The sequence below is a fragment of the Metallosphaera tengchongensis genome, assembly GCF_013343295.1.
Classification (GTDB): Archaea; Thermoproteota; Thermoprotei_A; order Sulfolobales; family Sulfolobaceae; genus Metallosphaera; species Metallosphaera tengchongensis.
This window is the reverse complement of the sequence record NZ_CP049074.1, coordinates 1,412,299-1,439,016: the sequence shown is the minus strand read 5'-3', so window position 1 is coordinate 1,439,016 and position 26,718 is coordinate 1,412,299. Positions and strand designations below refer to the sequence as shown.

General features: G+C 45.9%; 32 protein-coding genes. 14 read left to right on the top strand and 18 right to left on the bottom strand.

Annotated features, from left to right (window positions below):
• Positions 1 to 27 precede the first annotated feature (27 nt).
• The 4 genes from GWK48_RS07825 to GWK48_RS07810 all read left to right on the top strand — a co-directional run bounded on the left by GWK48_RS07825 (position 28) and on the right by GWK48_RS07810 (position 1,607).
• Positions 28 to 243: a hypothetical protein gene (locus tag GWK48_RS07825; protein ID WP_174631136.1), complete on the top strand. Its 216-nt coding sequence runs from the start codon at positions 28 to 30 to the stop codon at positions 241 to 243.
• A 58-nt stretch (positions 244 to 301) separates the two neighbouring features.
• Positions 302 to 682 carry an IS200/IS605 family accessory protein TnpB-related protein gene (locus tag GWK48_RS07820; protein WP_174632681.1) on the top strand — a complete coding sequence of 127 codons (381 nt, stop codon included), beginning with the start codon at positions 302 to 304 and terminating at the stop codon, positions 680 to 682.
• A gap of 285 nt (positions 683 to 967) precedes the next feature.
• On the top strand, positions 968 to 1,198 hold the full coding sequence (gene vapB / locus GWK48_RS07815; RefSeq protein ID WP_174631134.1) for a type II toxin-antitoxin system VapB family antitoxin: 231 nt from the start codon (positions 968 to 970) through the stop codon (positions 1,196 to 1,198).
• A complete protein-coding gene (locus tag GWK48_RS07810) occupies positions 1,182 to 1,607 on the top strand; it encodes a type II toxin-antitoxin system VapC family toxin (RefSeq protein WP_174631133.1) in 426 nt (141 codons plus the stop codon). The genes vapB (GWK48_RS07815) and GWK48_RS07810 overlap by 17 nt, the downstream gene beginning before the upstream one ends.
• A gap of 272 nt (positions 1,608 to 1,879) precedes the next feature.
• Here GWK48_RS07810 and GWK48_RS11695 read toward each other — a convergent pair whose 3' ends face one another.
• Positions 1,880 to 2,002, bottom strand: a complete 123-nt coding sequence (locus tag GWK48_RS11695) for a hypothetical protein (protein ID WP_281359966.1) — start codon at positions 2,000 to 2,002, stop codon at positions 1,880 to 1,882.
• Positions 2,003 to 2,301: 299 nt separating this feature from the next.
• Here GWK48_RS11695 and GWK48_RS07805 point away from each other — a divergent pair, with 299 nt between their 5' ends.
• On the top strand, positions 2,302 to 3,630 hold the full coding sequence (locus tag GWK48_RS07805) for an ATP-binding protein (RefSeq protein ID WP_174631131.1): 1,329 nt from the start codon (positions 2,302 to 2,304) through the stop codon (positions 3,628 to 3,630).
• 193 nt (positions 3,631 to 3,823) lie between these two features.
• Here GWK48_RS07805 and GWK48_RS07800 read toward each other — a convergent pair whose 3' ends face one another.
• From GWK48_RS07800 to GWK48_RS07790, 3 genes are all read right to left on the bottom strand, one after another.
• Positions 3,824 to 4,228 (bottom strand): type II toxin-antitoxin system VapC family toxin, encoded by a 405-nt coding sequence (locus GWK48_RS07800; protein ID WP_174631130.1) that lies wholly within the window; start codon positions 4,226 to 4,228, stop codon positions 3,824 to 3,826.
• Entirely contained in the window at positions 4,215 to 4,493 is a 279-nt protein-coding gene (gene vapB, locus GWK48_RS07795) for a type II toxin-antitoxin system VapB family antitoxin (RefSeq protein WP_246263779.1), read from the bottom strand. Before vapB (GWK48_RS07795) ends, GWK48_RS07800 begins: the two co-directional genes overlap by 14 nt.
• A gap of 723 nt (positions 4,494 to 5,216) precedes the next feature.
• Positions 5,217 to 5,417, bottom strand: a complete 201-nt coding sequence (locus GWK48_RS07790) for a DUF1059 domain-containing protein (protein ID WP_174631128.1) — start codon at positions 5,415 to 5,417, stop codon at positions 5,217 to 5,219.
• A 92-nt stretch (positions 5,418 to 5,509) separates the two neighbouring features.
• Here GWK48_RS07790 and GWK48_RS07785 point away from each other — a divergent pair, with 92 nt between their 5' ends.
• Both GWK48_RS07785 and GWK48_RS07780 read left to right on the top strand, forming a co-directional pair.
• Positions 5,510 to 5,869 (top strand): DUF1059 domain-containing protein, encoded by a 360-nt coding sequence (locus GWK48_RS07785; protein ID WP_174631126.1) that lies wholly within the window; start codon positions 5,510 to 5,512, stop codon positions 5,867 to 5,869.
• 940 nt (positions 5,870 to 6,809) lie between these two features.
• On the top strand, positions 6,810 to 8,132 hold the full coding sequence (locus GWK48_RS07780; RefSeq protein WP_174631124.1) for an APC family permease: 1,323 nt from the start codon (positions 6,810 to 6,812) through the stop codon (positions 8,130 to 8,132).
• 25 nt (positions 8,133 to 8,157) lie between these two features.
• Here GWK48_RS07780 and GWK48_RS07775 read toward each other — a convergent pair whose 3' ends face one another.
• The 4 genes from GWK48_RS07775 to GWK48_RS07760 all read right to left on the bottom strand — a co-directional run bounded on the left by GWK48_RS07775 (position 8,158) and on the right by GWK48_RS07760 (position 11,315).
• A complete protein-coding gene (locus tag GWK48_RS07775; RefSeq protein WP_174631122.1) occupies positions 8,158 to 8,721 on the bottom strand; it encodes a hypothetical protein in 564 nt (187 codons plus the stop codon).
• The gene (locus tag GWK48_RS07770) at positions 8,693 to 10,387 is read right to left on the bottom strand and encodes a DNA polymerase domain-containing protein (RefSeq protein WP_174631120.1); all 1,695 of its coding nucleotides are present in this window, start codon (positions 10,385 to 10,387) and stop codon (positions 8,693 to 8,695) included. The genes GWK48_RS07775 and GWK48_RS07770 overlap by 29 nt, the downstream gene beginning before the upstream one ends.
• Positions 10,368 to 10,607, bottom strand: a complete 240-nt coding sequence (locus GWK48_RS07765) for a DNA polymerase II (RefSeq protein WP_174631119.1) — start codon at positions 10,605 to 10,607, stop codon at positions 10,368 to 10,370. The genes GWK48_RS07770 and GWK48_RS07765 overlap by 20 nt, the downstream gene beginning before the upstream one ends.
• Before the next feature lie 192 nt (positions 10,608 to 10,799).
• Positions 10,800 to 11,315 (bottom strand): TRASH domain-containing protein, encoded by a 516-nt coding sequence (locus GWK48_RS07760; RefSeq protein WP_174631117.1) that lies wholly within the window; start codon positions 11,313 to 11,315, stop codon positions 10,800 to 10,802.
• Positions 11,316 to 11,430: 115 nt separating this feature from the next.
• On the opposite strand from GWK48_RS07760, the gene GWK48_RS07755 reads away from it, so the two are divergent.
• Genes GWK48_RS07755 through GWK48_RS11690 form a run of 3 tightly spaced genes read left to right on the top strand, consistent with a single transcriptional unit; the run spans position 11,431 to position 13,954 of the window.
• The gene (locus tag GWK48_RS07755; protein WP_174632677.1) at positions 11,431 to 11,592 is read left to right on the top strand and encodes a YHS domain-containing protein; all 162 of its coding nucleotides are present in this window, start codon (positions 11,431 to 11,433) and stop codon (positions 11,590 to 11,592) included.
• Positions 11,589 to 13,826: a heavy metal translocating P-type ATPase gene (locus GWK48_RS07750; protein WP_174631115.1), complete on the top strand. Its 2,238-nt coding sequence runs from the start codon at positions 11,589 to 11,591 to the stop codon at positions 13,824 to 13,826. The genes GWK48_RS07755 and GWK48_RS07750 overlap by 4 nt, the downstream gene beginning before the upstream one ends.
• Complete coding sequence (locus GWK48_RS11690; RefSeq protein ID WP_281359965.1) at positions 13,823 to 13,954, top strand: hypothetical protein; 132 nt, start codon at positions 13,823 to 13,825, stop codon at positions 13,952 to 13,954. The genes GWK48_RS07750 and GWK48_RS11690 overlap by 4 nt, the downstream gene beginning before the upstream one ends.
• A gap of 12 nt (positions 13,955 to 13,966) precedes the next feature.
• Here GWK48_RS11690 and GWK48_RS11685 read toward each other — a convergent pair whose 3' ends face one another.
• Positions 13,967 to 14,095 (bottom strand): PIN domain-containing protein, encoded by a 129-nt coding sequence (locus tag GWK48_RS11685; protein ID WP_281359964.1) that lies wholly within the window; start codon positions 14,093 to 14,095, stop codon positions 13,967 to 13,969.
• Between the two features lie 169 nt (positions 14,096 to 14,264).
• Here GWK48_RS11685 and GWK48_RS07745 point away from each other — a divergent pair, with 169 nt between their 5' ends.
• Entirely contained in the window at positions 14,265 to 16,070 is a 1,806-nt protein-coding gene (locus tag GWK48_RS07745; protein ID WP_174631114.1) for a S53 family peptidase, read from the top strand.
• Positions 16,071 to 16,229: 159 nt separating this feature from the next.
• Here the strand turns inward: GWK48_RS07745 and GWK48_RS07740 are convergent, their stop codons facing one another.
• The 6 genes from GWK48_RS07740 to GWK48_RS07715 all read right to left on the bottom strand — a co-directional run bounded on the left by GWK48_RS07740 (position 16,230) and on the right by GWK48_RS07715 (position 20,807).
• A complete protein-coding gene (locus tag GWK48_RS07740) occupies positions 16,230 to 16,967 on the bottom strand; it encodes a hypothetical protein (protein WP_174631112.1) in 738 nt (245 codons plus the stop codon).
• 12 nt (positions 16,968 to 16,979) lie between these two features.
• The gene (locus GWK48_RS07735) at positions 16,980 to 17,417 is read right to left on the bottom strand and encodes a hypothetical protein (RefSeq protein ID WP_174631110.1); all 438 of its coding nucleotides are present in this window, start codon (positions 17,415 to 17,417) and stop codon (positions 16,980 to 16,982) included.
• A gap of 4 nt (positions 17,418 to 17,421) precedes the next feature.
• Positions 17,422 to 17,865: a cytochrome c oxidase subunit II gene (locus GWK48_RS07730; protein ID WP_174631108.1), complete on the bottom strand. Its 444-nt coding sequence runs from the start codon at positions 17,863 to 17,865 to the stop codon at positions 17,422 to 17,424.
• Positions 17,862 to 19,388 (bottom strand): cytochrome b, encoded by a 1,527-nt coding sequence (locus tag GWK48_RS07725; RefSeq protein ID WP_174631106.1) that lies wholly within the window; start codon positions 19,386 to 19,388, stop codon positions 17,862 to 17,864. The genes GWK48_RS07730 and GWK48_RS07725 overlap by 4 nt, the downstream gene beginning before the upstream one ends.
• Positions 19,388 to 20,155, bottom strand: coding sequence for a Rieske 2Fe-2S domain-containing protein (locus tag GWK48_RS07720; RefSeq protein ID WP_174631104.1), 768 nt, complete (start codon positions 20,153 to 20,155; stop codon positions 19,388 to 19,390). The genes GWK48_RS07725 and GWK48_RS07720 overlap by 1 nt, the downstream gene beginning before the upstream one ends.
• A gap of 64 nt (positions 20,156 to 20,219) precedes the next feature.
• The gene (locus GWK48_RS07715; RefSeq protein WP_174631095.1) at positions 20,220 to 20,807 is read right to left on the bottom strand and encodes a sulfocyanin; all 588 of its coding nucleotides are present in this window, start codon (positions 20,805 to 20,807) and stop codon (positions 20,220 to 20,222) included.
• Positions 20,808 to 21,249: 442 nt separating this feature from the next.
• Here GWK48_RS07715 and GWK48_RS07710 point away from each other — a divergent pair, with 442 nt between their 5' ends.
• Together GWK48_RS07710 and GWK48_RS07705 are read left to right on the top strand one after the other, a co-directional pair.
• The gene (locus GWK48_RS07710) at positions 21,250 to 23,661 is read left to right on the top strand and encodes a cbb3-type cytochrome c oxidase subunit I (protein ID WP_174631093.1); all 2,412 of its coding nucleotides are present in this window, start codon (positions 21,250 to 21,252) and stop codon (positions 23,659 to 23,661) included.
• Positions 23,662 to 23,665: 4 nt separating this feature from the next.
• The gene (locus tag GWK48_RS07705; RefSeq protein ID WP_174631091.1) at positions 23,666 to 24,205 is read left to right on the top strand and encodes a DUF1404 family protein; all 540 of its coding nucleotides are present in this window, start codon (positions 23,666 to 23,668) and stop codon (positions 24,203 to 24,205) included.
• Positions 24,206 to 24,238: 33 nt separating this feature from the next.
• On the opposite strand, the gene GWK48_RS07700 is transcribed toward GWK48_RS07705, so the two are convergent.
• Both GWK48_RS07700 and GWK48_RS07695 read right to left on the bottom strand, forming a co-directional pair.
• Positions 24,239 to 24,787 (bottom strand): DUF1404 domain-containing protein, encoded by a 549-nt coding sequence (locus GWK48_RS07700; RefSeq protein ID WP_174631089.1) that lies wholly within the window; start codon positions 24,785 to 24,787, stop codon positions 24,239 to 24,241.
• Between the two features lie 592 nt (positions 24,788 to 25,379).
• On the bottom strand, positions 25,380 to 25,661 hold the full coding sequence (locus GWK48_RS07695) for a DUF5658 family protein (protein WP_174631087.1): 282 nt from the start codon (positions 25,659 to 25,661) through the stop codon (positions 25,380 to 25,382).
• A 130-nt stretch (positions 25,662 to 25,791) separates the two neighbouring features.
• Here GWK48_RS07695 and GWK48_RS07690 point away from each other — a divergent pair, with 130 nt between their 5' ends.
• Positions 25,792 to 26,328 carry a hypothetical protein gene (locus tag GWK48_RS07690; protein WP_246263778.1) on the top strand — a complete coding sequence of 179 codons (537 nt, stop codon included), beginning with the start codon at positions 25,792 to 25,794 and terminating at the stop codon, positions 26,326 to 26,328.
• A 55-nt stretch (positions 26,329 to 26,383) separates the two neighbouring features.
• Here GWK48_RS07690 and GWK48_RS07685 read toward each other — a convergent pair whose 3' ends face one another.
• Positions 26,384 to 26,713 (bottom strand): metal-sulfur cluster assembly factor, encoded by a 330-nt coding sequence (locus GWK48_RS07685; RefSeq protein WP_174632673.1) that lies wholly within the window; start codon positions 26,711 to 26,713, stop codon positions 26,384 to 26,386.
• Between the last annotated feature and the right edge of the window lie 5 nt (positions 26,714 to 26,718).

Below are 26,718 nucleotides of genomic sequence, written 5' to 3'. Positions count from 1 at the left end.
ATAAGGACTGGGGAGAGAGAGGCTAGGTTGTTGCTAAAGGACGGCAAGAGATTTCTAAAGGTCACTCTCCAAAAGAGCTGGAAGAAACCAGAGGCTAAGGACGGTGTCGCCGTAGACGCTAACATGGCTGAGGTCGTCGTAGGTAAAGACGATAGGTACTTCAGGGTACCAATCCGACAAGATCACGCTCACTACTACAAGTCACTGGCCGAGGACCTACAGAAGGAGGACGAGAAGAGGTGAAAGAGAATGAGAGGATTCTTAACAGGATAAAGTCGTACCATAAGAAGGCTAGGAACATCTGGAGGACTCATCAAGAAAAGTCAGGAAGTGGGTTGTAGTCACAGCTAAGTCCTTTGACGCCTCAGACATCTTCTTAGAGGACTTAAACAACCTCATCAAGAGGGTGAAGGAGCTGCCAACACAGTTCAGGGATAGGCTCTACTTCATGCAGTACCGTAGGCTCCAGTACTGGATTGGATGGGAGGCTAAGAAACACAGGCTAAAGGTAATCTACGTCGACCCACACTACTCCTCCACTTCATGCCCAAAATATAGTAAAGAAATGGAGGAAGTAGGACATAGATATTTTCGTTATTCATGCGGTTATGAGAACCGTGACGTAATCGCGGTCATGGACTTGTATGGGGGGTCTCTTCCCTCTCGACTGTCCTCCACATGAGATATGTAACTCCGAACCCATGAGGGGAACCCGCGCAATGGCGGTAAGGAGGTCAGTTGGTAAACAACAATCCTAGAAGGTATGATAACTTCAACGGTTTCATGAAAATTTCAACACCAAGAGGCTGAATTTAAAAGTATTCACTTTTGATGAGAAGCTTAAAAGAAAATACCGAAAATGAACTTATTTCCTCTCGCCCTTAGAGGTTTCCCTTACTCTTTAAAGTCACAAATGCTTCAAAGACGTTGAGTGTAAACCTTTTATGTTTGCAGTCAAGTAAACCTTATGAGTGAAGTAATATCAATAAGGGTTAGTAGGAAGCTTAAGGAGGACCTGGAGGAGCTGAACATAAACTACTCTGAGCTGGTGAGGCAATACTTAGAACAAGTAGTGAGGAAGGAGAAGATGAAGAGGCTTTTACAGAACGCTGACACAATTAGGGAAGAGTTAAGGGATAGGAATTTTATACCCTCATATGAGTTAGTAAGGCAAGACAGAGATGAGGACAGTCGTTGATACATCTGCTTTAGTGGCATTACACATACCTGAAAAGTTAAGTGAATACATCAGAGACCAAATAGAAAAGAGCGAAGAATACCACTTTTTGGACCTCATATACTATGAGTTTACTAATGTCATAAGAAAGAGGGTTGCTAGAGGAGAAATAAGCGAAAGGGAAGCAAAGGAGATTCTAAAAAACGGATACGAGTTAATATCTAATTCTACAGTTCATGAGGGTAAGGAAGTTATCATCGAAGCATATGAGATGGGGTTAAAATATAGTATAACAGTCTATGACGCTTCTCTGGTAGCCTTGGCTAATAAGATAAATGGGAAGGTCCTCACTACTGATTTGAAATTGTTGAGTTCTCTTAAAAATACTCAACTATATAGCATATTTCTAGTGGGTGATGAGGTATCGTAGTTTGGCTATTTTGATAGGTCATGTGGACCGGAGAACTCTGTGGACATTTTAACTTGGATAAGTTAAATATTATTTGGATAATGAGATCATAAGAGGTCTTAGGCTTACCTCAAGGTCAATCAGTGAGTGCTCTACGAATAACGTTGCAGGACACACGGGTCTAATATTTTTAATGCAGCAAATGATTTCTTTAAAACTAGATTCTCCTGATAAGAGGGCATAGGTTGATATCAACCCCCAACCCTAGTCACAGGAGTCGAGCGGGTTTTCCTTCATCCCCCCATTAGCGGGGTAACCCCGACCCACTTAGACGGGATACAGTCTAAGTGGGGGAACCTGCACCTCTCAGGCTGTCCATATCCAAGCCTTTCGGGATACATACCCACATTTGGCATCACGCAAAAACACTAGATGGAGTTATATAGACTTAATCCTCTCACTGAAACTTCTTACTACGGATGCGATTTTGTCAGTCTGGAAATGAACTATGACCGTGGGACCGCCTTCGCTATAAGGCTGGAGACGCGGTCATGACTTCTGACCATCCCGCTGCCCAAAAGGGGAAAATGAAATTATTGTCCACACGTCAAAACATTTGCCTTAATCACGGAGCTTAACCTCCCAGCTTTTTAAAGGGTTGTGGAGTCAAAGTAAACAGAGTTTTTAAACACTTGTTGAGTATGATTACACATCAATGATAGAGGAGTTTAACCCTTGGTGGATGTCTAAAGAACTGGTAAAACATAACGAGTACTATAAGAAGTATGAAAGTTCACCAGTAAAATGGGATGTCGACCTCAACCTGTCCCTGGAGCCCTTCTCCCTAAACTTCTTGTTTGGACCTAGACAAGTAGGAAAATCCACTGCACTCGTACTCTTGATCAAGAAGCTACTGAACGTTGTGGATAGTCCGAAAGCAATCTTCTACTTCTCTTGTGATAAACTGGCAGACTACAAGGAGCTTGACGACGTAATTTCAACATACTTGAAGTTGAAAGAGCGTGAGAGAATAAATACATCCTACATAATACTAGACGAAGTCACGTTCCCCAAGGAGTGGTATAGGACAATAAAGTCAAGAATTGACAATGGAGACTTCAAAAACGACGTCTTAATACTCACGGGGTCGCTATCCATGAAGGCCAAGGGGGAAATAGAGACCTTTCCAGGTAGAAGGGGTAAGGGAAAGACCTTGATAATGTATCCCCTACCTTTCTCAGAGTACGTTAGACTCTTTGGAGTAGATATTCCCCAAGGTGACTTAGATTATGTGATAGAGGAGTACTACAAATACGTACCCTACTTACCAGAACTTAGTAAACTGTTTGAGACTTACTTGGTAGTTGGTGGATTTCCTAACGCTTTAAAGGACTTCTTTTCTACGGGGAGTGTCAGCCTTACTACGACTTCTGACATGATAAGTTTTATCGTGAGCGATATAAACAAGTTGAGGAGGAGTGAGAGGTTCTTTAAGACCACTGTTAAAGCCATAATTGATAGATCTTCCAGCACTTTCAGCTTTCACACACTGTCCAAAGACTTCAGTGTCGGTACAGTGAAGACTGCGATAAGCTACGTCGAGTTACTGGAAAAGCTCTTTTTGCTAAAAGTGGTTGAGGCTATTGACCCTAACAACGGGGCGTCGTTATTTAAGAAGGAGAAGAAGTTCTACCTCATTGACCCCACAATCTACTATGCCTTCTCCAAATGGACTATGACCAGAACGCCCGATGAGACTAAACTCGCTGAAGCTGTCGTAATTACTCATTTAGCTAGGCTGTTTGACGTCTATTACTTGAAAGCTAAAGACGAAGTAGACGCAGTCGTCAGAAAAGCGGATAGACTAATAGGTTTTGAGATAAAGTACGGCAGGGTTAGGGGAAGGGTAGTAAGGGTGGGAAAGGTTAAGGAGTTTTACTTCCTAAGTAAGGACACTGTTGACCGTGGAGTAATACCAATCCCACTATTCTTAGCAATGCTGAAAGTCCCCATAACAAGAGAGTTTGAGTTCCTACCCTCTTAAAGGATGTCCGTGTCATGGAGTAATTTTAGGACACATTATTGCAAATTAAATCATGAGTGTGAATTTGAGGTAAGAGAGGAACGAGGAGCAATAGTACTCTGGTTTACCCTTCATAAACTCTCTGACACTTTTCCCCGGCTCCTGGTGCTTTCCCTCTTCAGTCTCTCCAGCTCTCCTGCCATGCCCGCTACGCTTAAACGGTAATGACTTGCACGTCCAACTTCTCAGCTATTTTTGCCTGCTTTACGTCCGTGGTTATGAGCTGTGCGCCGCGTTTTAAACACGCTGATATGTATAGGGAGTCGTAAAGCGTCAAGTCGTTGTTGATAGCTATCTGGAACGCGTCCTCCAAGTAGTCCATTTCGTTTAACAGTATCAAAGTCCTCTCCTTCAAGACGTCAAACAGTATCTTCTTCATCCCGAGAGCGGTATTGTCGTCTATGGCCCTCTTCACATTCTTCATCTTCCATATGGCGTTCATCACCTCTTTTGTAACGTGGTCTACAGAGTACGCTGGAACTAAGAGGCTTATGATCTTCTCCCACCCATCTTCCTTTAATACCACAGCAGTTAGCGCTGATGCGTCAACTATCCTCATCCCTATCTTCCCTTATTAACTGGGTCGAAGTGCCCCTAGGGAAGCTCCAGTTGGCCTCTTTCAATTCCTTCATTACTTTCTCAACGGCTTCCTTTGCCTCAATTTCGGCAATCCTTTGCTCCACAAACCTCCTCAACTCCTCTGACCAGATAACCTTGTCCTTGTACAACTCCATCTTCTCCTTTATCTCCTTTCTGACCTTAAAGCTAACAACTTTGGATACGCTAACTATCATACCGTAAGGTAGATCTATAAAGTTTACCACCTCGTCATCTCTGACCTCCTCCCCGCCCTGCGAGGCTTGTCCTTCCTTTGCAAGTTTGCGTAAACAAAGCGGATCGCCTGTGAGAAAGGGTAAAGGTTTAACCAAGACTGTGTTGATGGAGAGCAGCTCGCCCCATTCCCCCAGTTATCACGCCCCGAGATTGAGTCGGTCGACTGGAGATTTTCCTAGATGAACTAACTCCTCAGGACTTAAAGCGGTCAGGCAACCCTTTCGTAACATGAGGCTTAAATTAGAATGAGTAGGTAGAAATAGTCTAGTTTATCTTACCCTCTCCTTGGAGTACACAGTCTCACGAGGGTTAAATCTCTATTAACCGTAACCCATACTTTCGAAATAATAGTGGTTTACAGCACGTCCCTAGTGGATGCTACGAACCTTTATCTTAACTTTGACCACGACGTGTGGAAAAAGGACTATAGTTTATCGCCCTGACGTGCTATCTTCACCTAATCAGTAAAGACCAATTAGCTCATCAACATTGTGGTGGAAAGAAACGCTTTAAGATTTTCTTCAAGGTTCAGCTGGTCTTCAAGACGCATTTACCCTCGAGGATCCACTCCAGTCCGTGGTCTTAGAACTTGGTTCAATGTCACAAAACGAGACCCACGACAATGTACCTGACATCTGAGAAAGAGTCTCCAACTTAAACACGTGCCTCTCCCCGCTCCCCTCGCTCCATAAAAAACGAAATTATAGACCAGGCTAGACTTTCTTTATGTTTTCCTTGATCTTATTTAAAGTGTCTTCAGGTATATTAGACAGGTTATGGGCTACCTTGGCGTGAACCTTTAAAATTTCCAATAGTTCCTCCTCCGAGGACGCTTTCTTCACGGCGAAACCGCAGTTCATACCTATACTTTGACATGAGAACTCAAACTTCTTCTTCCCTAAACCGAACACCATAATCTCTAATCTATAATTTAGTTGAATATATAAAAATCTTCCTGAGATTTCTTTTTCGAAATCCTTATATTGTTCTAACCTAAATAATATTAATGACAAAATATTCCTTCAGTTGTGCGAGCGTGGGAATGAACTGCGGATTTGAAATAACTAACGCAGGGACTGAGGATGAGCTTCTGGAGATGCTGAAAGTGCACGCCAAGGCAAGCCATGGATTGACCTCAATCCCAGCAGATATGGTGGAGAAGATAAAGAGTAACATAAAGAAGTCTGGGAAATATTCCTTCAGTTGTGCGAGCGTGGGAATGAACTGCGGATTTGAAATAATGAATGCCTCCTCCGAAGATGAGCTCTTACATGAGCTCTCCATACATGCTAAGACATCTCATAACATGACCTCGATACCCCAAGACACTCTAAATAAGATAAAGCAGAACATCAAGGTATCGTGAAAAGGAAATCTCTTGTTTTTTACACCCTTCAAACTTTTCGTTTGACCTCCCTCCATAGGGAAAGACGTTCCTGAATCTTTAAGGAATTAACGTCTAAGTTGACCGGAGAAGGAATTTGGAATTCCTCCATTTGGAATCTAATATATGTACAAGGATTCAGGAAATTTTCTTAGGGGAAGCTTCGAGCGCTTGGTTTTGCCTCCCTTGCAGTCGTGACGAGAGTTTCAGCGAACTTGTTAAGTTTATATCATGATATCAGGTTACTCAACAATGCCCACCGCGAGAGGGATATGGTCTTCACTTTGTACACAAGTTCGTCAATTCCCTTCTTAGTCTATACCTTTACAATTTGCTGTTGAAAGACTGGACAAGCAGGGATGTTCAGGGACGATAACAACTCTCTGTCAAAGGTATCGAAGACCGTGTAGAGTACACTGCATGGAGTGCCCAAGTACAAGGTACCTATCTTTAACCCATGCGTAGTTGAGGTGAACCTACCTCTACTAACGGCTTGCCCCAGATGTGGTATCTATCCAGAAAGGTAGGTAAGGTATTCGAGTCTTCAAGGTGTTGGTTCAAACTAGATAAACAACTGAACGCGTCCTTAAACATCTACCTAAAGATGCGTAGTTTCCCCACCTGGACAGCGTACCATCTAGGTCGGTCGGGGTTACCCAAAAGGGGACTAGCGTGAGAGGATATCCCCTCGACTCAAGTGAAGCCCAGGGTTGAGGTTAATGTCAACCATGAAACTCGATGAGACCAAAACCCCTCTTTCTAGCCCTTCTTAAGGAACCCTTAAATATGGATCGATAACGGTCTAGTCAAGCTAATCTTCCTCTTGATCAATTGCACAGGTGTCGATCCGTGTTCGGAAAGTCTGTCTTGCCCGGAAAGAGCTGGAAGGTAATTTTTATTAATCACGTGTGAAACCCTGCTCATGTCAAAGAAGATAAACGTTGCCTACGCAACAGCGGTTAGTTTAGGGGCTATAATAGGTTCAGGAATTTTCGTCTTAAGCGGGACCGTGATTTCCTTGGCAGGAATCCTCTCATTAGTAGCTTTCGCCTTCGTGGGCTTCGTATCCCTAATACTCGCCTTTGAACTAGGTGAACTTACTTCCCTCTTCCCGGAACTCAAGGGTTCATCCTACTCGTTTGCGTATGAAGCCTTCGGGAGCCACATAGGTTTCGTGACCGGGATTTTGCTCTATTTCAGCTATGCCTCCAGCATATCAGCGATAGCTTTGGGATTTGGGGCTTATCTAAGCTCCATTTTGGGGTTGGGTAATCCCATAGTGTTTGCTATTCTTCTAATCCTAGTTCTCACCGTACTCAACCTCATGGGAGTTGAGAAGGCCGCTGAAGCCGACTTCTACCTTGTATTGCTCAAGGTAGCTATTCTGATAATTTTCTCTGCCTTCGCCATACTAACGATAGGCAGGACAAATTTACCCTCTCACTTTACAGTACCACCAAACGCATCTTACGGCTTCTTTGAGTCAATGCAGGGCATAATCTTTGCCTATTCTGGGTTCCAAAGCGTTTCCACAATAGCTTCTGACGTTGAAGGGGGAGGTAAGGGAGCTGCCAAGGCCATAGTTTACTCCGTGGTCATTAGTTTAGTCCTTTACGTCCTAGTAGACGTTTCCCTTATGATACTTGCCCCAGTCACAGCCTACAAGATAAGCGCTGACCCCCTGTCCTTCGCCCTCTCCTATGCCAAGGCACCATCCTCACTTTTCCTTGTGGTTGGGGTCGGCGCTCTCATTGCCACGACGTCAGCTACCTTGGCTATGATATTGACCTCCTCCAGGATGCTCTATCAGATAGGAGCTGACGGTCTTCTACCCAAGTTCGTAACGAAATACGATAAATCTAGGGACGTTGCAGTCAACGGAGTCTTAATATCTTCCCTCATAGGAGTCGCGACACTCTTTGCAGGGAACGTTTACGTAATAGCTGCAATAAGCAACTTTGGTTTACTCTTCTCTTATCTGGTCACATCCTTGGCGGTAATGCACTTTAGGAGGAAGAACGCGAACCCTCAGTTTAAGACACCAGGCTACCCCTACCTTCCAGCGTTTTCGGTGATAGCGATAGTCCTCTTCTTCATTGGTATGCCCCAGGAGGCCCTCCTCATAGGTGCTGTGACCACCATAGTCCTCCTCATCGCCTACTCCGTAATAAGGGAGGGCATGAGGGAAAGCCCAGAGAAGGTCAGGATTTTTGAGTACTTCAGGACGAGGGACAGGAAAAGCTAGAGCTATGTGTGATCGTAGGAATAGTTTAGAGCCATCTCACCAATCCCTCCTCGGACCTCCCGAATATTTCCCAGGTCCCAAAGGGTATCTCAATGTTCTCCACACTGACGCTCTTCAATATCTTTGCTCTGAACCCAGACCCGGTACCCTCCAGTTTAATCAAGGAGTGGGCTGTGTGAAGACCGAAGACGGACCCCTCCCTCTCCCTGTCCATGAAGCTGAATATGAACTTCCTCCCCTGCGCTCTCCTTATTCCGGAGACTATTTCGGTGTATTTTTTCCTGTGGTGGTACGGGTCTACCAACACGAACTCTCCCCCCATGGCCTCAATGGTAGGTCTCACGTCCTCGACCTTGAACGCTCTTCTGATATATATTTCGTCGTATTTTTGAAATATCCTCCTGAACCTCTCTATAAGCAATGGGTCTATTCCACCCCTTTCTGAGACCAATATGACCTTGACGGGAGACGAGAGGACTATGGCCCTGTGGTACAGGGTGTAGAGCAGGTTCCTGTCAGTGGAGAAGAACTCCACTACTTCGTCCTCGCTAACTAGCCTATCAATTGCCTGAAAACCCGTGATAAGCATCAATCAACACCTGTCTCTCCCTTTCCAGGTAGTCCAAGTAGTAGTACACGTCCCTTCCCCTGTAACCTCTGGAGGGGTCGTAGAACCCTCTGACCCCTCTTATCAAAGGTTTACCCTTAACCCAAATAACGTAGTCCCTAGGATCCCCGTTCAGTATCCTCTCCCTATACTTCTTCGCTAGCAGGTTCAGGTCCTTAGTAATTTCCTCAAGGTCTTGGCAACTTTCTGCCCCCTCAGCCAGTCCCACAGCTTCCTCCACGAAGACCCTGACCACATTGGGCAAGTTCCTCCTGATCAGTCCCTTAACCTTCACCTCACCACTCTCCAGCTTCCCCATATACCTCATGGGGTACGGTCTCCCATCCCTTCTGGGGAAGAGCAGGATCCACTTCATCCTGTCCTCCTTGAGCCTGAGACCCGTCATCTCCTCAGCTGACCTCAGGAACTCCTGAACCCTCTCCCCCTTTAGTATCAGGGAGTCTATTATCCCGTGAAGCACCTCCAACCCGTACTCCCTCGCGAGAACCATGGTCTCCCTCAGGGTTTTCCTGGCGAAGTATGTGACCAGTTCGTAGGCCTCGATCTTCCCGAACTTGGAGTTCCTGTACCCTAGGTAACCGAACGAGGCTACCAGGATCCACTTTATGGCTTCAGCCCTCTCCTCATCTACCCTCTTGAGCTCCTCCTTTCTCTTTATTAACCATCTCAGGGCTTCCGGGACTATCCCGGTCTCCCTCATGCAAATGGAGTGGCCTATTTCAGTCTCCAGGTCGTTGCACACGTCCACGGTCTCAGCTGATATGTTGTACTTCACTATGAGGGAAGGGTACATAGAGGAGAAGTCCACCTGGGACACCTGGTCAAAACATCCTACCCTGGGGAAGAGGACCAATCCTCCTTTGTCCACTGCCCTTATTTCATCTAAGGTCCTCATCTTCTCCACCCTGGGAACCACCCTGGGGATAAGGACCCTTCTAGAGAAGGCAACCCAAGCCTCGTTGGTAGTGAGCACTTTTCCTATGGTGGAGCCCTCCAGCTCCCTGATCAAGGTCCTGCTAACCAGGGACCACTCGATCATCCCCCTCACGGACACCGGAGCCCTCTTCCTCCTTATTTTGACCGAAGCAGTAACCTTTTGGCAGGCTATCCCGAAGCATTCAGCTACGTCCACCTTCAGGTCTAGGTCATCGATCCGACCTTGCAACTTCTCCCCGTTGACGTTCGCCACGAACCTCCTCCCCTTTGGCGATGGGCCGTACCAGTCCTCAGTGACTACGGTAGCGAAGGATACCTTAGGGAACTCCTCAGGGTACATTTCCACCCCTTTCCCTACCCTGACCTTCCTGAAGGGATAGGCGTTAATCCTGTGCAGGACCTGTGACATCACCGTAGGTATCTCGTTAACTGTCTCAACCCTCCTCCTAATGTAGTTGTAAGCTTCCATGTCCTCCAGCTCGAACCTGTAGAGGTCGACCTCCTTACCGTCAAGGTCCCTCCAGACCTCCTGCTCATAGTGCAAGACTGAAGGGTGTTCAGCTATTCTCTCCGGGCTATCTGTGATCACGTAGATCGGGAAGGTAGTGTTGACCTTGACCTTCCTAAATCCGTCCAGGACTAGAACCACGCCGCCTCTAGTGGGAAGGGCGTCAACTACGTAACCTTCCATTACACCTCCCCTCAGCTATCACAGAGATCAGAGTTAGGAGGAGGATCTCCTGTGGGTCAGTGACCTCGTCGTAGAGTGCACTTTGAAATTCCCTCACCCTCTTTGAAGCCTCAAGCACTACCTCCTGGAAACATGGGTAACCAACCCTCTTGCTCAGCCTTAGCAACTTCTCCAGCTCCGCGTCCACCGATCTAGTGAAGGAAGGTTGAGTTCTACCCATGGTATTTAATACTAAACCAAAACGAATAAGTCTTTAGACAGATAATCGAAAGTATTTACTTAAACTTTAGGTATTATCTTACAAGATATTATATATTACACCTATATAGAGCCTGTGTGGGGCTTCTGACCTCCTCTAGACCCTGCGAGGTTTGATACATTATTAGTTCGGACTGGGTACTCTGCCCTATGGTCAGGTGGTCTCCTTAAGCCTCAGCCTCTTGGTTAACTGGGTCTTGCAACTCTTGCAACAGGCGTAGTAAACCCTCCTCCCAGCCTTGACAACGTAGGGCTCCCCTAGGATCTTCTCCCCGCAGTAATCGCATGAGAGTTCTCTCCTCTTGAGTTTAGGCTTGCCTACCTTCTCCACAGCCAGGAAGTATTGCGTGCTCCCGATTTTGCTCAGCGCGTTACTTAACTCCTCCAAGTTCCCCCTTATCACCGCCATGTACCTTCCGTCCAGTAGCTTGAAACAGTCATCAAGCCCTTCGCATGAGTTCACCAAAGCGAAGGCTACGAGTTCATCCTTCTCGTAGTATTCGACGCAGTACTTCACTCCCTTTTCCTCCAAGGACCTTATGACCTTGGAGACCAGGGCTCTGCTAACCTTGAGCTCCTTCGCTATGTCGCTCGCGCTCCTCCTGGAGTTCTTCCTTAGAAGCTGTAGCACTTTGTACTCCACCTCCGTGATCTCTTTTTCATTTGTCATTACCTAACTCATGAATTACGGAAAGAAAAACTATTTGTTCAAAGCTAAGGGAGGCAACGTACAGAATTAACACAGAGTATTTTTACTACAAGTGAGATATATGTACTTGATAAAAATGATGGATCCGGTCTGCGGTATGGAAGTGAAAGAGACCTCTAAGTTTAAGTCAATGTATAAAGGAAAGGTGTATTACTTCTGCAGTCATCACTGTAAGGTCGCTTTCGATAAGGACCCAGAGGTCTACCTGAAAGGTGGACCAAAAGGGATGCCTACATGAGCGGGGAGACCAAGTCCCTGAGGTTAAGGAGCGAAGAGATCAAAGTCCTAGGGATGCACTGCGCCACGTGCGAGATTACTGTAAGTAAAGCAATTTCCAGCGTTAAGGGAGTAAAGGAGACCAACGTCAACCTAGCCTCCGGGAACGCCAGGGTAGTCATAGAAGGGGGAAAATTAGGCGACGTAGTGAAGGCAGTCAGAAGCGCTGGGTACGACGTGGCTACTCAGAAGTTCACAGCGAGGGTGAAGGTCAGTGAGGAGGAGGCCCATAAACTGACAGCTCTCCTAGAGAGCATGGACGGGGTGATATCAGCGAAGGTGAACGCCAGTTCTGGGATAGCTATAGTCGAGATAAACCCGTTAACTACCTCAGCGGAGACGGTACTTGAGAAGATGAAAGAGAGGGGCTACCCCCTAGAGCTGGAAAGGGAAGAGATGGGTAAGTCTGGAGACTTCAGGGACCTGTTGCTCAGGTTAATCGTTGGAGCTTTGATATCTCCCTTCACCCTGATTCAAGTCCCATTTCTTCAACTAGTCCTCTCCTTACCTGTGGTGTTCTTCTCTGGAATGAGGTTCCACAGGGGAGCCTACAGGGCTCTCAAGAACAGGACCACCAACATGGACGTCCTTGTGTCCCTATCGTCGCTCACAGCTTGGACCTACAGCTTAGTCTCCCTGTTTTACCTCCACTCAGGGTACTTCTTCGACGCGTCCTCGCTATTGATAACCTTCATCTTGGCTGGGAAGACCCTGGAGGCCTACATAAAGGAGAGGACAAGTGATGAGGTCCTAAACCTCCAGTCCACTAAAGCTAGGTTAGTGAGCGGAGAGACCGTGGACTCCAGGAAGCTTAAGGTAGGAGATCTAGTAGTGGTGAAATCAGGAGAGGTGGTTCCAGCTGACGGAGTTGTGGATGAGGGAGAGGGGTTTGTGGACGAGTCAATTTACACGGGGGAGAGCCTTCCCGTAAAGAAGGTGAAGGGAGACCCGTTAGTTGGGGGCTCAGTGCTCTCCTCAGGTTTTCTAAAGGTCTACGTTACCAGGAGCGGTGAGAGGACCTACATCTCGCAAGTGGTTCAGGCGCTTAAGGAGGCGGAGACAGTGAGGCTCCCAATTCAATCCATTGCCGACAGGATATCCTCGATTTTCGTCCCAGTCATAATCGCTATCTCCATCTTCTCCTTCTTAGCCTGGGTTCTACTCCTCCACCAGCCAGAGACATTCGGGATACTGATAGCTGTAGCGATTCTAGCCTCCGCATGCCCCTGTGGTTTCGGCCTTGCGACCCCAATGGCGGTCATGGTAGGGATAAGGAAGTTGCTCAAAAAGGGCATCGTGGTGAGAAATGGAGAAAGCCTACAAAAGTTGAGGGAGGTGAAAGTGATAGTCTTTGATAAGACGGGTACTCTAACCAAGGGGGAGATGAGCGTGAGGGAGTTTAGGGAATACCAGGATGGGGCAATCGAGCTAGCTTCGTCCCTGGAGAAGTTAAGCAGTCATCCGGTAGGAAGGGTGATCGCGAACATGAGCGGTGAAAAGCTCAAGGTTGAGGACTTCACTGAGCTGGAGGGGGGAGTATACGGTAAGGTAGAGGGTAGAGAAGTTCTAGTTGGGAAGAAGGAGTTGGTCACAAAGAATTGTGATGGTGAACCGAAGGGGGACGTATCTGTCTGTGTGGACTGGAAGGTGGCCGGGGACATATGGTTAGAGGACAAACTGAGGGATGGAGTTAAGGAACTGGTTGATGAGTTGAAGAGGAAGTATAGGGTAATAATTGCAACGGGAGACTCCAGCGTTTACGCAGATAGGGTAGCTCAAGACCTAGGGGTGGAGATTAGGAAAGGGCTGTCCCCTGATGGCAAGGTCGAGCTAGTGAGGGAGTTGAAAAGGGAAGGGGTTGTGTGCTTCGTAGGGGATGGAGTCAACGATGCCCTTTCCTTGAGGGAAGCTGACATAGGGGTGGCCGTTTCATCGGGTACTGACATAGCTAAATATGCAGGGGACGTGGTTGTACCGAGCGTCCTCTCGCTAAAGTTGTTACTAGAGAGATCCAAGAGGACCGTAAGGAAGATAAAGGAAAACATTGCCTGGGCGCTGGCTTACAACGCTGTGCTCGTCCCCATCTCGGCCGGAGTACTTTTCCCTTCTCTAGGTCTGGTCTTGCCCCCTGAGTACGCAGCCCTAGGTATGGCCATGAACAGCGTTAGTGTAGCGCTCTGGAGCTTCGTGCAGTGATGACTGGAGTAATGGAACCAGATCAGTTAGAACTTGAGTTAGGCACTGGGTCAAGTCTAGAGCTGAGGGTTAGGAAAAGATCCGTTGAGACCTTTAAGATACTGGCATTTCCAGTTGCTGACCTTTAACCCCTTGATCCTCTAGAAATACTTCACGTTACCGTTGACGATCTCGCAATTGTTGAGTAGAGCTGTACTACCAACGAGTTCCCTTATTTCAGTGGTTTCTCCCCTGTCCCCCAGTTCAGCTAGAATTTTACTAGCGACCACGCAAAGTCAAAGTCCAGGCCCAACACGCTTAACGTCCTCAAGGACTCCACTGCCTCCTCCATGCTCCAGAGGAAAAGGTTTACAGTTCTTTTATCACGTAAAATGGATAGCGTCTGCGGTACTTTTCATAAAATATGTTTATAACTCATTTTTTACTTACTGAACATTAATGAAGAAACCTATCGTTTTAATTTTATTATTGATACTATCTCTCTCCCCACTGATAGGAATTTTAGGGCCTATAGCAGAGGCCCAAAGTTCCTCAATCTACATACAAACATCATCGCCGCAGTACTCCGTACTCCCTGGATCACAGTTTGTAGAGCCGTTGAACTCGACCATGTACCTACCCTTCGCCATCCTCCTAAACTTCTCCAACTACTCTTCTCTAAACCAAGAGCTCTCTTACGTTATATCTCACCCAGGGAGTTATCTAACCCCGTCTCAGTTCAGGGAATACTATTATCCGTCTACCTCCTACGTGAATTCCTTAGTGAGCTACTTGGGACATTACGGGATTAGTTACGAAGGAGACTATGGACTAATATTAGTTTTTAACGGTACAGTAGGACAAATTGAGAGAGCGTTTAATACCTATATAAACGTATACTACTATCCTTACAAGGACATCTACTGGTTCGGAAAGGTAGGTATTGAGAACATAGGTCCCTTCTACTATTTCACCAATAACGTTACCCCATCCCTTCCATACCAAGTTGGGAAGTACGTTCTTGGAATAGTAGGGATAGACAGCGTAGACCCTCGAGTTTTCTCAGCGTTAAGGTATGCTTGGTCTATACCCATGATGGACGGAAGGGGACCCTCAGGTAAGGGGTTGATATCGTCGGCAGTTATATCTCCAGTTACGATCCAGGGTTACTTTAACTTCACTGAGGCCTACAACAAAGGAATTACAGGTTCAGGATCTACCATAGCCATAGAGGGAGTCCCAGAGTGCTACATCAACCAGAGCGACGTTAAGTACTTCTGGTCCCTATACGGAATACCTAGAACGGGATCACTTAACGTAGTCCAATTGGGGACTGACACCTCTGGGGGTCAATCTGGAGAGAACGAGCTGGACGCTGAGTACTCAGGTGCCTTCGCGCCCGGTGCCAACATAGACGTAGTCTTTAGTGACGGATACGTTGGTGGGACTGCCCTCGTCGGAAACTCCCTGAACTACTACTATGAATATTACTACATGGCGAACTACATCAACCCTGATGTAGTGTCCATATCGGTCACTCTACCTGAAAGCTTTCTAGCTTCATATTACCCTGCCATGCTTTACATGATACATAATATTATGGTTCAGCTCTCAGTTCAGGGGACATCTGTGTTGGCAGCTTCCGGCGACTGGGGATTTGAAAGTGACCATCCGCCACCTAACTTCCACATCGGAGTCTATAACACGATTTGGTATCCAGAGTCGGACCCGTTGGTTACCTCAGTAGGTGGAATATTCCTTAACGCTACCTCATCTGGGGGAATATACAGTATTTCTGGATGGGACTACAGTACTGGAGGGAATAGTGTGGTATTCCCGGTTCAAACCTACGAGCTAACGTCTCTAATTCCGTTCACTCCTCAGACCGTAAGGACTTACCCTGACGTTGCCTTCGTCTCCGCTGGAGGATATAACATACCTGAATTCGGCTTCGGCCTACCGTTAGTATTCCAAGGTCAGCTGTTTCTATGGTATGGTACCAGCGGAGCAGCGCCGATGACCGCTGCTATGGTCTCCCTTGTGGGTCACAGGATTGGTCCTCTAAATTACGCCCTATATCATATCTCTTACACTGGAAATGTTAAACTACCTGATGGGAATGACGTTCAGGGGTACGTAGCGTGGGTGCCCATTACTTCAGGAAACAATCCGCTTCCAGCCCATTACGGGTGGAATTACGTTACTGGACCTGGAACCTTTAATGCCTACTACATGGTCGAAGATCTTGGTATATATTCTAGCTAGATAAAGATAAGTTAAACCTTTTTTGTTTACCTTAAGCTTATAAAAATATAACCTGCTATTACCGTAGCTCGTACTATCCAATATCTAATGTAGAATAGTTCCAAAAGTTTCAATATACAGATTCCCCACACGTTTATAACGATGATACTTGAAATATATTCATTTATCTACTTTTACTTCCGGGTTCTTTTTAACGATTTTACCGTGAAATCCCATTAAGGTTCTCAGATTTAACCAGAGGAAAATGGCTGTAATTATGGGCAAGCTAAAGTAGGTAAAGTTCAGTAGAATGCTTGCAACAGCCAAGGAGAGCGATATTAGCGGAACGTAGTAATACACTACGGTTGCTATTGACACGCAACAAGTACTTCCGGTAATTATCCCTGCCATGGGAATACCGATCAAGGAAGCCTCTCTCTTTGCCCCTCGGAGGTATTTAAGTTCCTCTAGGTTCGCTGTTACCAAGGTCCCTATGACTAACCCCATCAAGATCGAGAACAAACTGAGATCAACGTAAATTCCACCCCATCCTGCAGATAAGGAAGGAGAGAAGAGTATACCCAGGAGGTTCTGGAGATCAACAGTACTCATTGGGGCGTACGTGAGTCCTAAGGTCTTTTCTACAGGTAGGTCTGTTAATCTACTCAAAAGGAGGCTGTAAGCTAGGTAGTGGGCCATGAGGTAGAGGATAAGGACCCCGAAACTAGTCCTTCCTCCGCTCCTAACCCTTGAGATGGCGTTCTTTAAGGGATATTTCATGAGAAGGTAACCCAAACCTAACCAAAACGCCAAACTACCCAAAAACTGAACCGCGAACTGATTTGGATAGAGTGGGGAAATTACGAAAAAGGCTATGCCCACGACGCATACAAATGTGAAAAAAAGAGGTGTCTTCAATTTTACACTCACCTAGTCCTTGAAGTACTCCTTATATATAACGAAGATAAACGATGAGAACAGAAGAATCATTAGACCAACTAGGAGACCTAAGTCGAACTGGTTCAGCAACAGATCAAAGAAGTACTGGGAAATTGCGTACACTAGCGCTACCCCTGAGACCAATAGGGTTGGGACTACTATCTTGGACAGATCTACCTCTCTCTTTACCTCTCTCGGTGCCTCTACATACCTAAACTTAATGGAGAAGAATATTAGAGACCCCATGAAAACTCCAAACACACCGGACGCGCTTATGTACATGAGCCTCCATAGGTTCTCCACGTAGCTGGATATGGGCGATTGCGCAAGGTATCCTAGAGTGCCGAAGTCGCCAACCCAGAGGAATATGAGCGCCATGGAGACCATTGTAAATAGCCAGGCGACTACGTCAAGGGGTTTCATTTTCATCATATCACCCTGTAGAGTTGGTAACTATCATGATCCCTTTCATGGTGTAGTGACCTGGACCGCAAAACTCCGCACACCAAATATTGTAAACTCCTGGCTGATTGACAAGCACGTAAAGGTTGTAGGTGTATCCAGGGATGGCTTGCATCTTTAATCCAAGTTGGACTATGTAGAACGCGTGTATTACGTCAGCTGAAGTGACCTCAAAGACGTACGGCTTTCCAGCCTGTATTACTACCTTGTCGTAGGAGACTGTACCGTTGGGGTATATGAACTCCCACACGTACTGCTTGGCAATCACCTTTATGGGAATGGGTGTCTCATTACTGGGAATATATGAGCCGTGATCTATAGCTCCAAGGTACACAAACGATAAAGCCCCCAAAAAAACAAGGATGGCAATTGCAAACACTATTGTTGAAATTTCAGCTATCCTTTCAGCGTTCATTTTCCATCACCCTTTAGAGTGTAGATTAGAACCAGGTAGGACAGGAGGAACATGTTTATCCCAGCTAGGAGTCCCAGCTGGAACTGGTCTAGGAATAGGTTAGTCAACGTGAGCATCTTAGCTGAAGTATAGGCTATGAGACCCAACGTAAACAGAATGCTAAGATCCACAGTCAAGGAGACCGGTCTGGACAAGGATATCTCTTGGGTCTGCTGGAGGCTATTGGCGAAACCAAGCCTCTTCCCCAAGTTAAAGGAGTCTTCCCCTCCTTCTTGAACCCTCCCCTGAAGTAGCCTCAGAGTTGGAAACACGACCAAGAAGGACGCCAGGAAAGCTGCCCCGTCGACCTCAACTCCTATCGGTCCTATATCCCTACCTGGAGTTACGTATGCCCAGACGCTGTTAACAATGAAGGATATTATGAAGCCCGTACCGAGCGCCATCGATGCAGGTCTCATGACTGGATGAGGTGACTTATGCCTGAACACGTACTGGTCTATGAAGGGGAATAGTACAGTTACCGCCCCCCAAGCTAAGAAAATCATGGATGCGTTGGAAGGTGAAACGGACTTATAGAAGAAGTAAATGAAAAGGAAGTACCAGTCCGGTATGGGCGGGGTTTGAGCCGCAAGAGCTGGGTTATATTCAGGCATAATGTACTTCACTGTAGCTCCATCAATGGCTATTTGGAAGGGGAAGGCTGAGGAAATAAGGAAGATCGCCCCAAAAGTCATCAGGAAGGTGACCACTATAATCCCAAAGGTCCTAGTCAAAGGTTGAAGTTTCCAGTTAGGGTCGTTCCTTAGTTTCTCTGGGTAGTCATCAATGAGCTCCGACCTATCCTTAGCCTTACTTAGGGGAGGAGTTATACCGTGCTTTTCAAAGATATACAGGTGGAGGCCCAACACCATTGCTATGAGCGCTCCCACTATCCAATGGAAGATGAAGAACCTGTCAACTAAAGGATCAACTCCGCTGGCAATTCCAGGTAACTGTGGCAGCAAGGTCATTGCTGCTATTAGGTTGCTCAACCCGAAGGGCATATATGTGAACAAGTTTAGTCCAGTTGTCGTTGCTGTCCAAGAGATCAGGTTGTAAGGTAAGGAGTACCCCAGGTAAGCTTCCGTTAGTGTTAACCCAGCCAGGAGAGTACCAACTACCCACATTATTTCCCTAGGTTTTCTGTAAGCCCCCACCAGGAAGTTCCTCGTCATGTGCACTATGAGCAGGAAGATCATTGCGTAAGCCCCCCAACTATGCAGGCTAAATAGCAGAGCCCCCAGGGGCACGTTGGATATCAAGTATGACGTAGAGGCGTATGGATCTGCTGGGACGTAGTAGAGGGCTATCAACATACCAGTAAAGACCTCAAAAAGGAAGGAGGCTAAGACGAAGGAGCCCAACCAGAAATCCAGCCTATAGGCGTATCTTGGGGCTTGTCTTAATGTGTGCCCATAGAGTCCAGTCCTATCATCCAACCACTGTAGTACTTTATCTAACCACGTCCTCTCCTCTTGCTCCATTAGCTCACCCTCACGCAGGCAGGGTTGGAGGGCACTGAGTAACTGTACCTAGGATCGTATATCAGGTTGTCCCTGGGTCTCCTTCTAGGTACTGCCTCTGAGAAGTAAGGAGCGTTAGTTCCAAGAGCGTATATATCCCCTGTGCTCTCATCGTACTCCAGAAGGACGATTGGAAGAGGTCTTGGGGCTGGACCGCCAACCACTATACCTCCTTGGTCGAGCTGATACATTGAACCATGACATGGGCAATGCAAAATGGAACTGGACGGGTTCAGTCCGGGGTCGTTGGAGCTCGGCACTATTGCCTGAGCTGGTAACTGACAGCCCAAGTGGACGCAAACCGCCGAGAAAGCGCAGATCGATCCCTTTGGACCTACACCCATTATGTTCTTAAAGTTGGTGTTAATTCTAAACTGGTTCCCGTAGGGGTTCTTAAATTCCACGTTGGTCATCCCATTTAGCTTGCTGAAATCCACCAAAAAGCAAGGTTCATCAGTGAGAGGATAGGCAAAGAAATAAACTGGGCAACTCCCCTGAAGCTGTTTGATATTTGCGACCTTGTATTTTGGGAACCCCTCCAGTCCCTGCGAGTTGTTGGCAACCAAGTACTTTGGCGACAAACTCTTGAGCTCCCCGTAGTAGTACCCCATGTAATCAAGAACAGGAGTGACTAATGGAGAGACCGCTATGGCCCCTCCCAAGACTAAGCTTAGTCTTAGAAAATCCCTTCTGTCCAATTCGCTCCCTCTAATTACTTTAACGCTCATTCACGATTATATATATCATTATAAAAGGTTAGAAAATAGATTTTTAAAATAAAAATAATAAAAATTAACCCGTAACGTAAGGCGAGGTGATGTTTGAGGACACTACTAGGTTAACCCACATGCCAGACTCAGCATGTCCTGATATCCCGCAGGCTAGCCAATAGGTTCCTGAGGACAGGGGACCGTATACGCCTACAGCGGTTTGACCTGAAGAGAGCCCTTGGATGGTATACGAAGAGGAGGAGGTACCCACATACATTAGGATCTTACCATCTGAGGAGAGATCTGCCGCATTTGGGGTAGGAGTGTCGTTCATCACAAGCAAAAGGTTGTGTTGAAGAGATTCCTGGTTGGTGAACTTAACTTCTATGTTATCTCCTGATGGAACGTAAATGGTCATTTGCCCGAAGGAAGTACCGTTTAAATTGAATGTAGAGGCAGACGAAAGCGCTACAAGGTACACCACTACAGTCTTATTTGAGGAGATTACCGGGAGCGTGACCCTACTGGGCGTAGTACTGGTTGAAGTGGTGTTGGTTGGAGCTGACAGGGAGTGATATTGATAAATTGATATTATTGCTGCTGATAACACTACCACAGCAACTATGAATGCAACTACGTAGCTAAAGACGGGAGATACAGCTTTTCTCATTATAAATCAAGTTAGTATGAGACTTCACTTTTATAAGCCTTGTTTCATAACCTGTGAAACCTTGAATATTTAAAGAGGACAACTTCTATTCTTGTAAGTTTCGCACATCTGAGAACCTCCCATTACCTCCGGGCAACTTACAAAGTGAGGAAAGCCTCGCCCTTTGTGCAGGGAGAAAGTCAGTAGGTAATTCAACCTAAAATAGCATATGGGGCGGTGTGTATCTGTTCTAATCGTTTCTACACGAAATAAGTATATAAGCAAGCTTAATCGATAAAGTTAATTTAATTATAAAATTCTTCTGAACAATAAAACTATTAAAAATTTCTAAAAGAATTTATAAAAAAGTTTCTACTCAATCTTATATTTTTTTTGAAATATATTGAAAAGTATATGTTTAAGAAATTAAACCCCGTTCAAGTACTTTATCATGTAGAATAACATGTCCAAAGTGGAAAAGGTTAAAGAGACCCTTAAGATAGCCCTAACCACTACCAGTGCCCACGACATAGGGATAATGTACATAGTCCTGGGAATAATAAGTCTTATCACAGGATCATTTTATGCCTCTATGATAAGGGATCAGCTCACGTTAAATAACTTAGGGGCAACGGAATATTACAATGCGGTCTCACTCCACGGTATTTTTATGATATTCTTCATGGTCATGCCAATCTCAACGGGTTTCGCTAACTACCTCATTCCAAGAATGATCGGTGCGAACGATCTTTACTGGCCCAAGATAAACGCTCTCTCTTTCTGGATATTGGTCCCGGCCGTGGCCATGAGTATAGTCGCCCCACTTTTTGGCCCGATAAATACTGGGTGGTACATGTATGCCCCCCTCAGCACAGATCTCCAAGTCAACGGAGGTTTCGGGGTCACCTTAATAGAAGTGGCCCTAATGGTAGCTGGGGTTTCCTCAACCCTTACTGGGATAAACTTTTTGATGACCATACTGAGACTTAGAAAAATACCTTTCTTTAAGATGTCCCTATTCACCTGGTCCTTCTTCGCCACTGCCATACTACTCATGGTGGCTCTACCACCGCTGACAGCAGGTCTCGCCATGGCATTTCTGGAAAGAATGTGGAACATTCCCTTCTTCAACGCAGCTCTAGGGGGTAACCCTCTACTTTGGCAAAACGTTTTCTGGTTCTTCGGGCACCCAGAGGTATATATCCTAATATTACCCGCCATGGGGCTGGTTGGTGAAGTGTTACCGAGGGCTGTGGGGAGACAGATATATGGATATAAAGCCCTAGCTTTGTCGTCCATGGCAATCGCGTTTTTATCGGTGTTAGGAGTTTGGATGCACCACATGTTCACAGCAATAGACAGCGACGTTGTCAGGGAGATAGCTGCTGCCACGACAATGGCAATAGCCATTCCCTCAGGAGTGAAGGTAGTTAACTGGACAATAACTTTCTACGGGGGTAAAGTTAAGTTCTCAGCTCTGACTATAGGCATGATCGGTTTCATCTCGCTATTCCTGGTTGGAGGAATAACGGGAGTCTTCTTCCCCCTGATCCCTGTAGATCTCGCCTTCAACGGGACTTACCTCGTAGTGGGCCACTTCCACTATATGGTGTTCGCAATACTTGTTGGGTTGCTGAGCGGTTTAGTTTACTACTTCCCGTACTTCACAGGAAAGTGGTTCGATCAGGAGTTAGCCAGGAGCTCTATGCTCATGATTGTTGTTGGTGCCTTTGTGGTAGCAACTGGAATGAGTATAGACGGAGTGCTGGGCATGCCAAGGAGATATGCGGTAGTTCCAGCTCCTTTCTATCAACCGTTCCAGAACCTGGTCACAGTGGGAGGGTTTGTAGAAGGTATAGGAATGTTAACGATGTTTGCGACCCTACTTTACGCTTGGGTTAGGGGTCCACCAGTTACTACAATGGACCCGTGGAACTCCGAACAGCTGATAGGTATACCAGACTTTACCATAAAGCCGATCGCCTTGCCCCTGTCCTTCGGGAGGGAAATGGATGGAACCAAGTCTGAGCATAGGCATGGATCTTACTTCCCCTCTATCCTTGGAATGTTGTTGTGTTTCCCTCCACTGGGGTTCATGCTCATATTGGCAGGAATAACTATTCCTGGGGCGTTAATGGTTCTGACGTTCATAGGTGTGGGAACAGCTTGGCTGTACAACGATTACTTCAGACCAGTGAGGGGTATTCCTGGAAGCTTTGGAGGGTTCGGCATAGGTAAAGTAGCTAACGCAACAGGAGCGACAGGTTCGTCAGCTGTAAGTAGTAACACTGGGGAACCCATAATTCAAGAGAGCGGTATAGAGATGTCTAGAAGGGCGAAGACCCCAGTATTGTTCTTCATCATAGCAGAGATCTTCCTATTCGGTAGCTTCATAGGAGGGTACATTTACGATATAAACGAAACACCAACAGTGGCTACTCTTCCCAGACTTCCAGTAGACTGGTATCCCCTCCCCCTGGTTATGACAGTGATACTGCTCTCCAGTTCCATTCCAGCTCACTTGGCATATCATAACTTCCTCAAGGGGAAAATGAGGCTCTTTAAGATCTTGGGAGGTCTTACAGCGGCCATGGGGTTCACGTTCTTGATGGGCCAGGTCTACGAATTCACTCATATAGTTAAGTTCATACCCCAAGAGAACGTTTACACAGGGTTCTTCTTCACAATAGTGTCGCTGCATGCGTTTCACGTTATAATGGGACTTGTCCTCTGGGCAATAACGCTTCTAAGAACCAAAGTAGCCGTACCATATCAACTGTCAACGGGTGCTTCGTATTACTGGCACTTCGTGGACGCCGTCTGGGTTGTAGTTTTCACGATGTTATATCTTCAGCTTCCCATATACCACCCGTGAGCCTATGGAGTTAAAAAGGGGAAATTTTTTAATATTTCTCATTTCTATTTTATTCTTAATTAATCCTATTACTGAGAATCTATACGAAAATAATGCCGTTGCGTTCATGGCGTCTCATTACGCCCTCTTTGCTTCAGGTTTTTGGTTTGGCACCAAGAGAATGAGGATCCAGTCAATACCATGGATTATCCTAGGGTCTATAATCGTCGTTGCTTCTCATGTGCCATTTGTTTTTGACCTCACCTCTAGGTTTGAGTTCTGGAGGATTGTTGTGGAGATACTACTTGCCCTCTCAGGTTTTCTCATGGGGTCATCATTGAGGTTAGGCAGTAAGCTCAGTTACAGTCTCTTCGGAGGGTGGATGGCTGGAGATACATCCCTCTCTGCAGCGTTCATGCTTGGCGATAAAGCTTACGTATATCCCCTATCTACATACCCGGACTGGCAGATCAAAGACGCAGGAATATTCATGTTCCTTTTCATGAACATCGTAGCGTTCTTTATAATCATGAAAGTATTGATAAAGGTTTTCGAGTCCGAGTGAATTGAACCTGAAAGGGTTAATGAGTCGAGTCCTTCAATCTTCAGACTCCCATCTCAGGATCGACTTGAAGGACAAGTAAACTACAATTGCTACAACCACGTTCATCACTAAGATCATGGCTACACCCACTATTGGGAGCGAAGATGGAGGGTAGAGAAGGAAATGGAAGTCCTTTTGGCTGTATAACGGATCTGCTATTATGAAGATCACGCTGAGGACAGTATCTCCCAACATGTAGAGTGACAGTAGCGTTATCTTTACCCATTGAGGGACGCTGTGTATCGTGGAGCCCACTAACAGTCCTCCCAAGAACAATGAGACGTCTGTCATTACCCTAAAAAGTAAGAAGGAGGCACCTAGAGCGAAAGGAAAAGGAAGGTGCCAGAATGCTATTGGGACAGCCCCTACGATTAAGTTGTACCAACTGGATCTCAAAAGAGCAAACCCGATGAGGAAGCCAGAAGACACGAGAGAGTAGTGAGACAACATATAAACGAGAGCAACCCTGAATTCAAGCTCCTCAGTTATTGGATTCACTGAAAGGAGAAGGAGAACTACGCCGACCAGTACAAGCTTATTCATGTCCATCTATACCTCATTGGGTTTTATACCTTAAAGGTCTCTATCCCCATTCCGTGTTCAGGATGAGCTCTAATTGAGATGCCACCTTCGCTCAAGGGTAATAGGGTTTGACAACGCTCAGAGTCTGACCCTACACCATGGCTCTCGCCATTAAGGTAAAGCGGTCTCACACAACTGGACTTAACCTCTGAACCCAGGTTGGTAGGGAAGCGTATTGCTCTAACGAATTCCTGTAGAAACTAACCTGCACTCTCTAAATCATTTAGATATACATGTGTATTAATTAAATGTTATTCAGTCTCCTCAACATCCTTGTCTAAGTCGTTATAAGTAAATGAAAGTGGAGTATCCTTTCCGTAAACTATATCATCTGATAGGCTTTTCATATTCTAATTAAAAGGCTTCAATATTATAAGCTAAACCTTACGTCTAGATAAATAGTTTTTAACAATTTATATGATTTCGCTTTATCTAACTTCTAGCTGTCAGGAAAATGCTAACTAGGAGAAAAATCCACCGTCAAGCAGTACGCGTGCCCAGTAACTATACATCCCAACTTACCACCGACTAGGCTTCCAAAAACTCGTTGGGCTCAATGTAGAAGAAGTAAAAGGTTGGAAATGTCAGCTAACCCAAACAACCCGATAAGGACCAAGGAGGGTAACGTTATCGACCTCCTTGCCAACAAGACTGACACAACTATCGCGAAAACCTTCAGTACGGACATAATGGACACAAGCAAGAGCGGATTATCTTGAAAGGAGCTGAGGAAGAAGTTCTGTTCAGTGTAACCTTGAGTTACGCCCAAGAATGTGGTTACAACGTCCATAAGCCCCAAACCGCTAAGTATTGGCAATATTACTTTCTCTTTCATATGGTTAACTTACTTAATAAAACTTATAAGTTTCATATGTTTAAGTTTATCCTGATATATTAAAAAAATTATAATCTAACAGGATTGCATACTAATGCACACATATGAACACAAAGTTTATTATGCAATTTTGATTAATAGATATATTAAGGGAATATACATGAGATTTGATCTAAAAGTGGGTGAGGTTATAGCCATAGTCCTAATCGCGGGAGCTCTATCCTTGGGATTCCTGGGCGGAAACCCCTCTGCTCAAGTCCCCTCCGTACCTTCTCTCTCTACCTTAGACCACTTCACTGGTGTGACGTGGTCGGTGGTTAACTCATTCTCTGGAGTGGCTGACAGTTCGCCAACCTCATTTCTGCAGAGCTTCGGTTCTGACGCTATATCTTACGTAAACCTAACCGACGCTGCGGGAGACTTGATGACCGTACTGGAGGTGAACTTCCCATCGGCTAACTCTGCGCTAAGCTACTTGAATTCAGTTTCCCCCATATCCCCACAGATGATGAACGGAGTTTGGGTATCCACTTACTCCTTGGGGCAGGTTGAGATAGTATACCTCGTATCTGGAAGCCACTTCGTGCAGATATCTTACGTTGGGAGCTCAGGTGCACTACCAAGCCTTACCTCAATGGAACAACTAGGACTCTCCTTAATAAGGTAGACCTTTTTAGATAAGTCAGTTGTTTTTCCCCTTCGTGCAAGTGTCTATTTTTGTTTTACTGATCCCCCTGTTGGAGTCTCCACATCTCCACAATATCATAGCCGTACTTGCGCTTAAAGGTCTCTCTACCTTCTTCAGTCATCATTAGGGGTGTCCACCCAGTTTCCAGGTCTAGGTCCACCTTAACGCTCTTGGCATTAACGCTCTCCTTGATGACCTGCTCAATGGTGTAGACAAGGTCGTCAGTGACCGGACAGGACGGGGTAGTTGCACCTACCCTAATGTAAACTTCTCCCGCATCGTTTATAGTAAGTTCATAAATCAGACCTAAGTTCACTATGTCAATTGGGATCTCAGGGTCATAGACTTCCCTTAGTCCGTCCATTATCT

Coding starts and splice junctions, on each gene's coding strand:
- vapB (WP_174631134.1), top strand. CDS start 968: ATGAGTGAAGTAATATCAATAAGGGTTAGTAGGAAGCTTAAGGAGGAC.
- GWK48_RS07810 (WP_174631133.1), top strand. CDS start 1,182: ATGAGGACAGTCGTTGATACATCTGCTTTAGTGGCATTACACATACCT.
- GWK48_RS11695 (WP_281359966.1), bottom strand. CDS start 2,002: ATGCCAAATGTGGGTATGTATCCCGAAAGGCTTGGATATGGACAGCCT.
- GWK48_RS07805 (WP_174631131.1), top strand. CDS start 2,302: ATGATAGAGGAGTTTAACCCTTGGTGGATGTCTAAAGAACTGGTAAAA.
- GWK48_RS07800 (WP_174631130.1), bottom strand. CDS start 4,228: ATGAGGATAGTTGACGCATCAGCGCTAACTGCTGTGGTATTAAAGGAA.
- GWK48_RS07790 (WP_174631128.1), bottom strand. CDS start 5,417: ATGGTGTTCGGTTTAGGGAAGAAGAAGTTTGAGTTCTCATGTCAAAGT.
- GWK48_RS07785 (WP_174631126.1), top strand. CDS start 5,510: ATGACAAAATATTCCTTCAGTTGTGCGAGCGTGGGAATGAACTGCGGA.
- GWK48_RS07780 (WP_174631124.1), top strand. CDS start 6,810: ATGTCAAAGAAGATAAACGTTGCCTACGCAACAGCGGTTAGTTTAGGG.
- GWK48_RS07775 (WP_174631122.1), bottom strand. CDS start 8,721: ATGCTTATCACGGGTTTTCAGGCAATTGATAGGCTAGTTAGCGAGGAC.
- GWK48_RS07770 (WP_174631120.1), bottom strand. CDS start 10,387: ATGGAAGGTTACGTAGTTGACGCCCTTCCCACTAGAGGCGGCGTGGTT.
- GWK48_RS07765 (WP_174631119.1), bottom strand. CDS start 10,607: ATGGGTAGAACTCAACCTTCCTTCACTAGATCGGTGGACGCGGAGCTG.
- GWK48_RS07760 (WP_174631117.1), bottom strand. CDS start 11,315: ATGACAAATGAAAAAGAGATCACGGAGGTGGAGTACAAAGTGCTACAG.
- GWK48_RS07755 (WP_174632677.1), top strand. CDS start 11,431: ATGATGGATCCGGTCTGCGGTATGGAAGTGAAAGAGACCTCTAAGTTT.
- GWK48_RS07750 (WP_174631115.1), top strand. CDS start 11,589: ATGAGCGGGGAGACCAAGTCCCTGAGGTTAAGGAGCGAAGAGATCAAA.
- GWK48_RS07745 (WP_174631114.1), top strand. CDS start 14,265: ATGAAGAAACCTATCGTTTTAATTTTATTATTGATACTATCTCTCTCC.
- GWK48_RS07735 (WP_174631110.1), bottom strand. CDS start 17,417: ATGAAAATGAAACCCCTTGACGTAGTCGCCTGGCTATTTACAATGGTC.
- GWK48_RS07730 (WP_174631108.1), bottom strand. CDS start 17,865: ATGAACGCTGAAAGGATAGCTGAAATTTCAACAATAGTGTTTGCAATT.
- GWK48_RS07725 (WP_174631106.1), bottom strand. CDS start 19,388: ATGGAGCAAGAGGAGAGGACGTGGTTAGATAAAGTACTACAGTGGTTG.
- GWK48_RS07720 (WP_174631104.1), bottom strand. CDS start 20,155: ATGAGCGTTAAAGTAATTAGAGGGAGCGAATTGGACAGAAGGGATTTT.
- GWK48_RS07715 (WP_174631095.1), bottom strand. CDS start 20,807: ATGAGAAAAGCTGTATCTCCCGTCTTTAGCTACGTAGTTGCATTCATA.
- GWK48_RS07710 (WP_174631093.1), top strand. CDS start 21,250: ATGTCCAAAGTGGAAAAGGTTAAAGAGACCCTTAAGATAGCCCTAACC.
- GWK48_RS07705 (WP_174631091.1), top strand. CDS start 23,666: ATGGAGTTAAAAAGGGGAAATTTTTTAATATTTCTCATTTCTATTTTA.
- GWK48_RS07700 (WP_174631089.1), bottom strand. CDS start 24,787: ATGAATAAGCTTGTACTGGTCGGCGTAGTTCTCCTTCTCCTTTCAGTG.
- GWK48_RS07695 (WP_174631087.1), bottom strand. CDS start 25,661: ATGAAAGAGAAAGTAATATTGCCAATACTTAGCGGTTTGGGGCTTATG.
- GWK48_RS07685 (WP_174632673.1), bottom strand. CDS start 26,713: ATGGACGGACTAAGGGAAGTCTATGACCCTGAGATCCCAATTGACATA.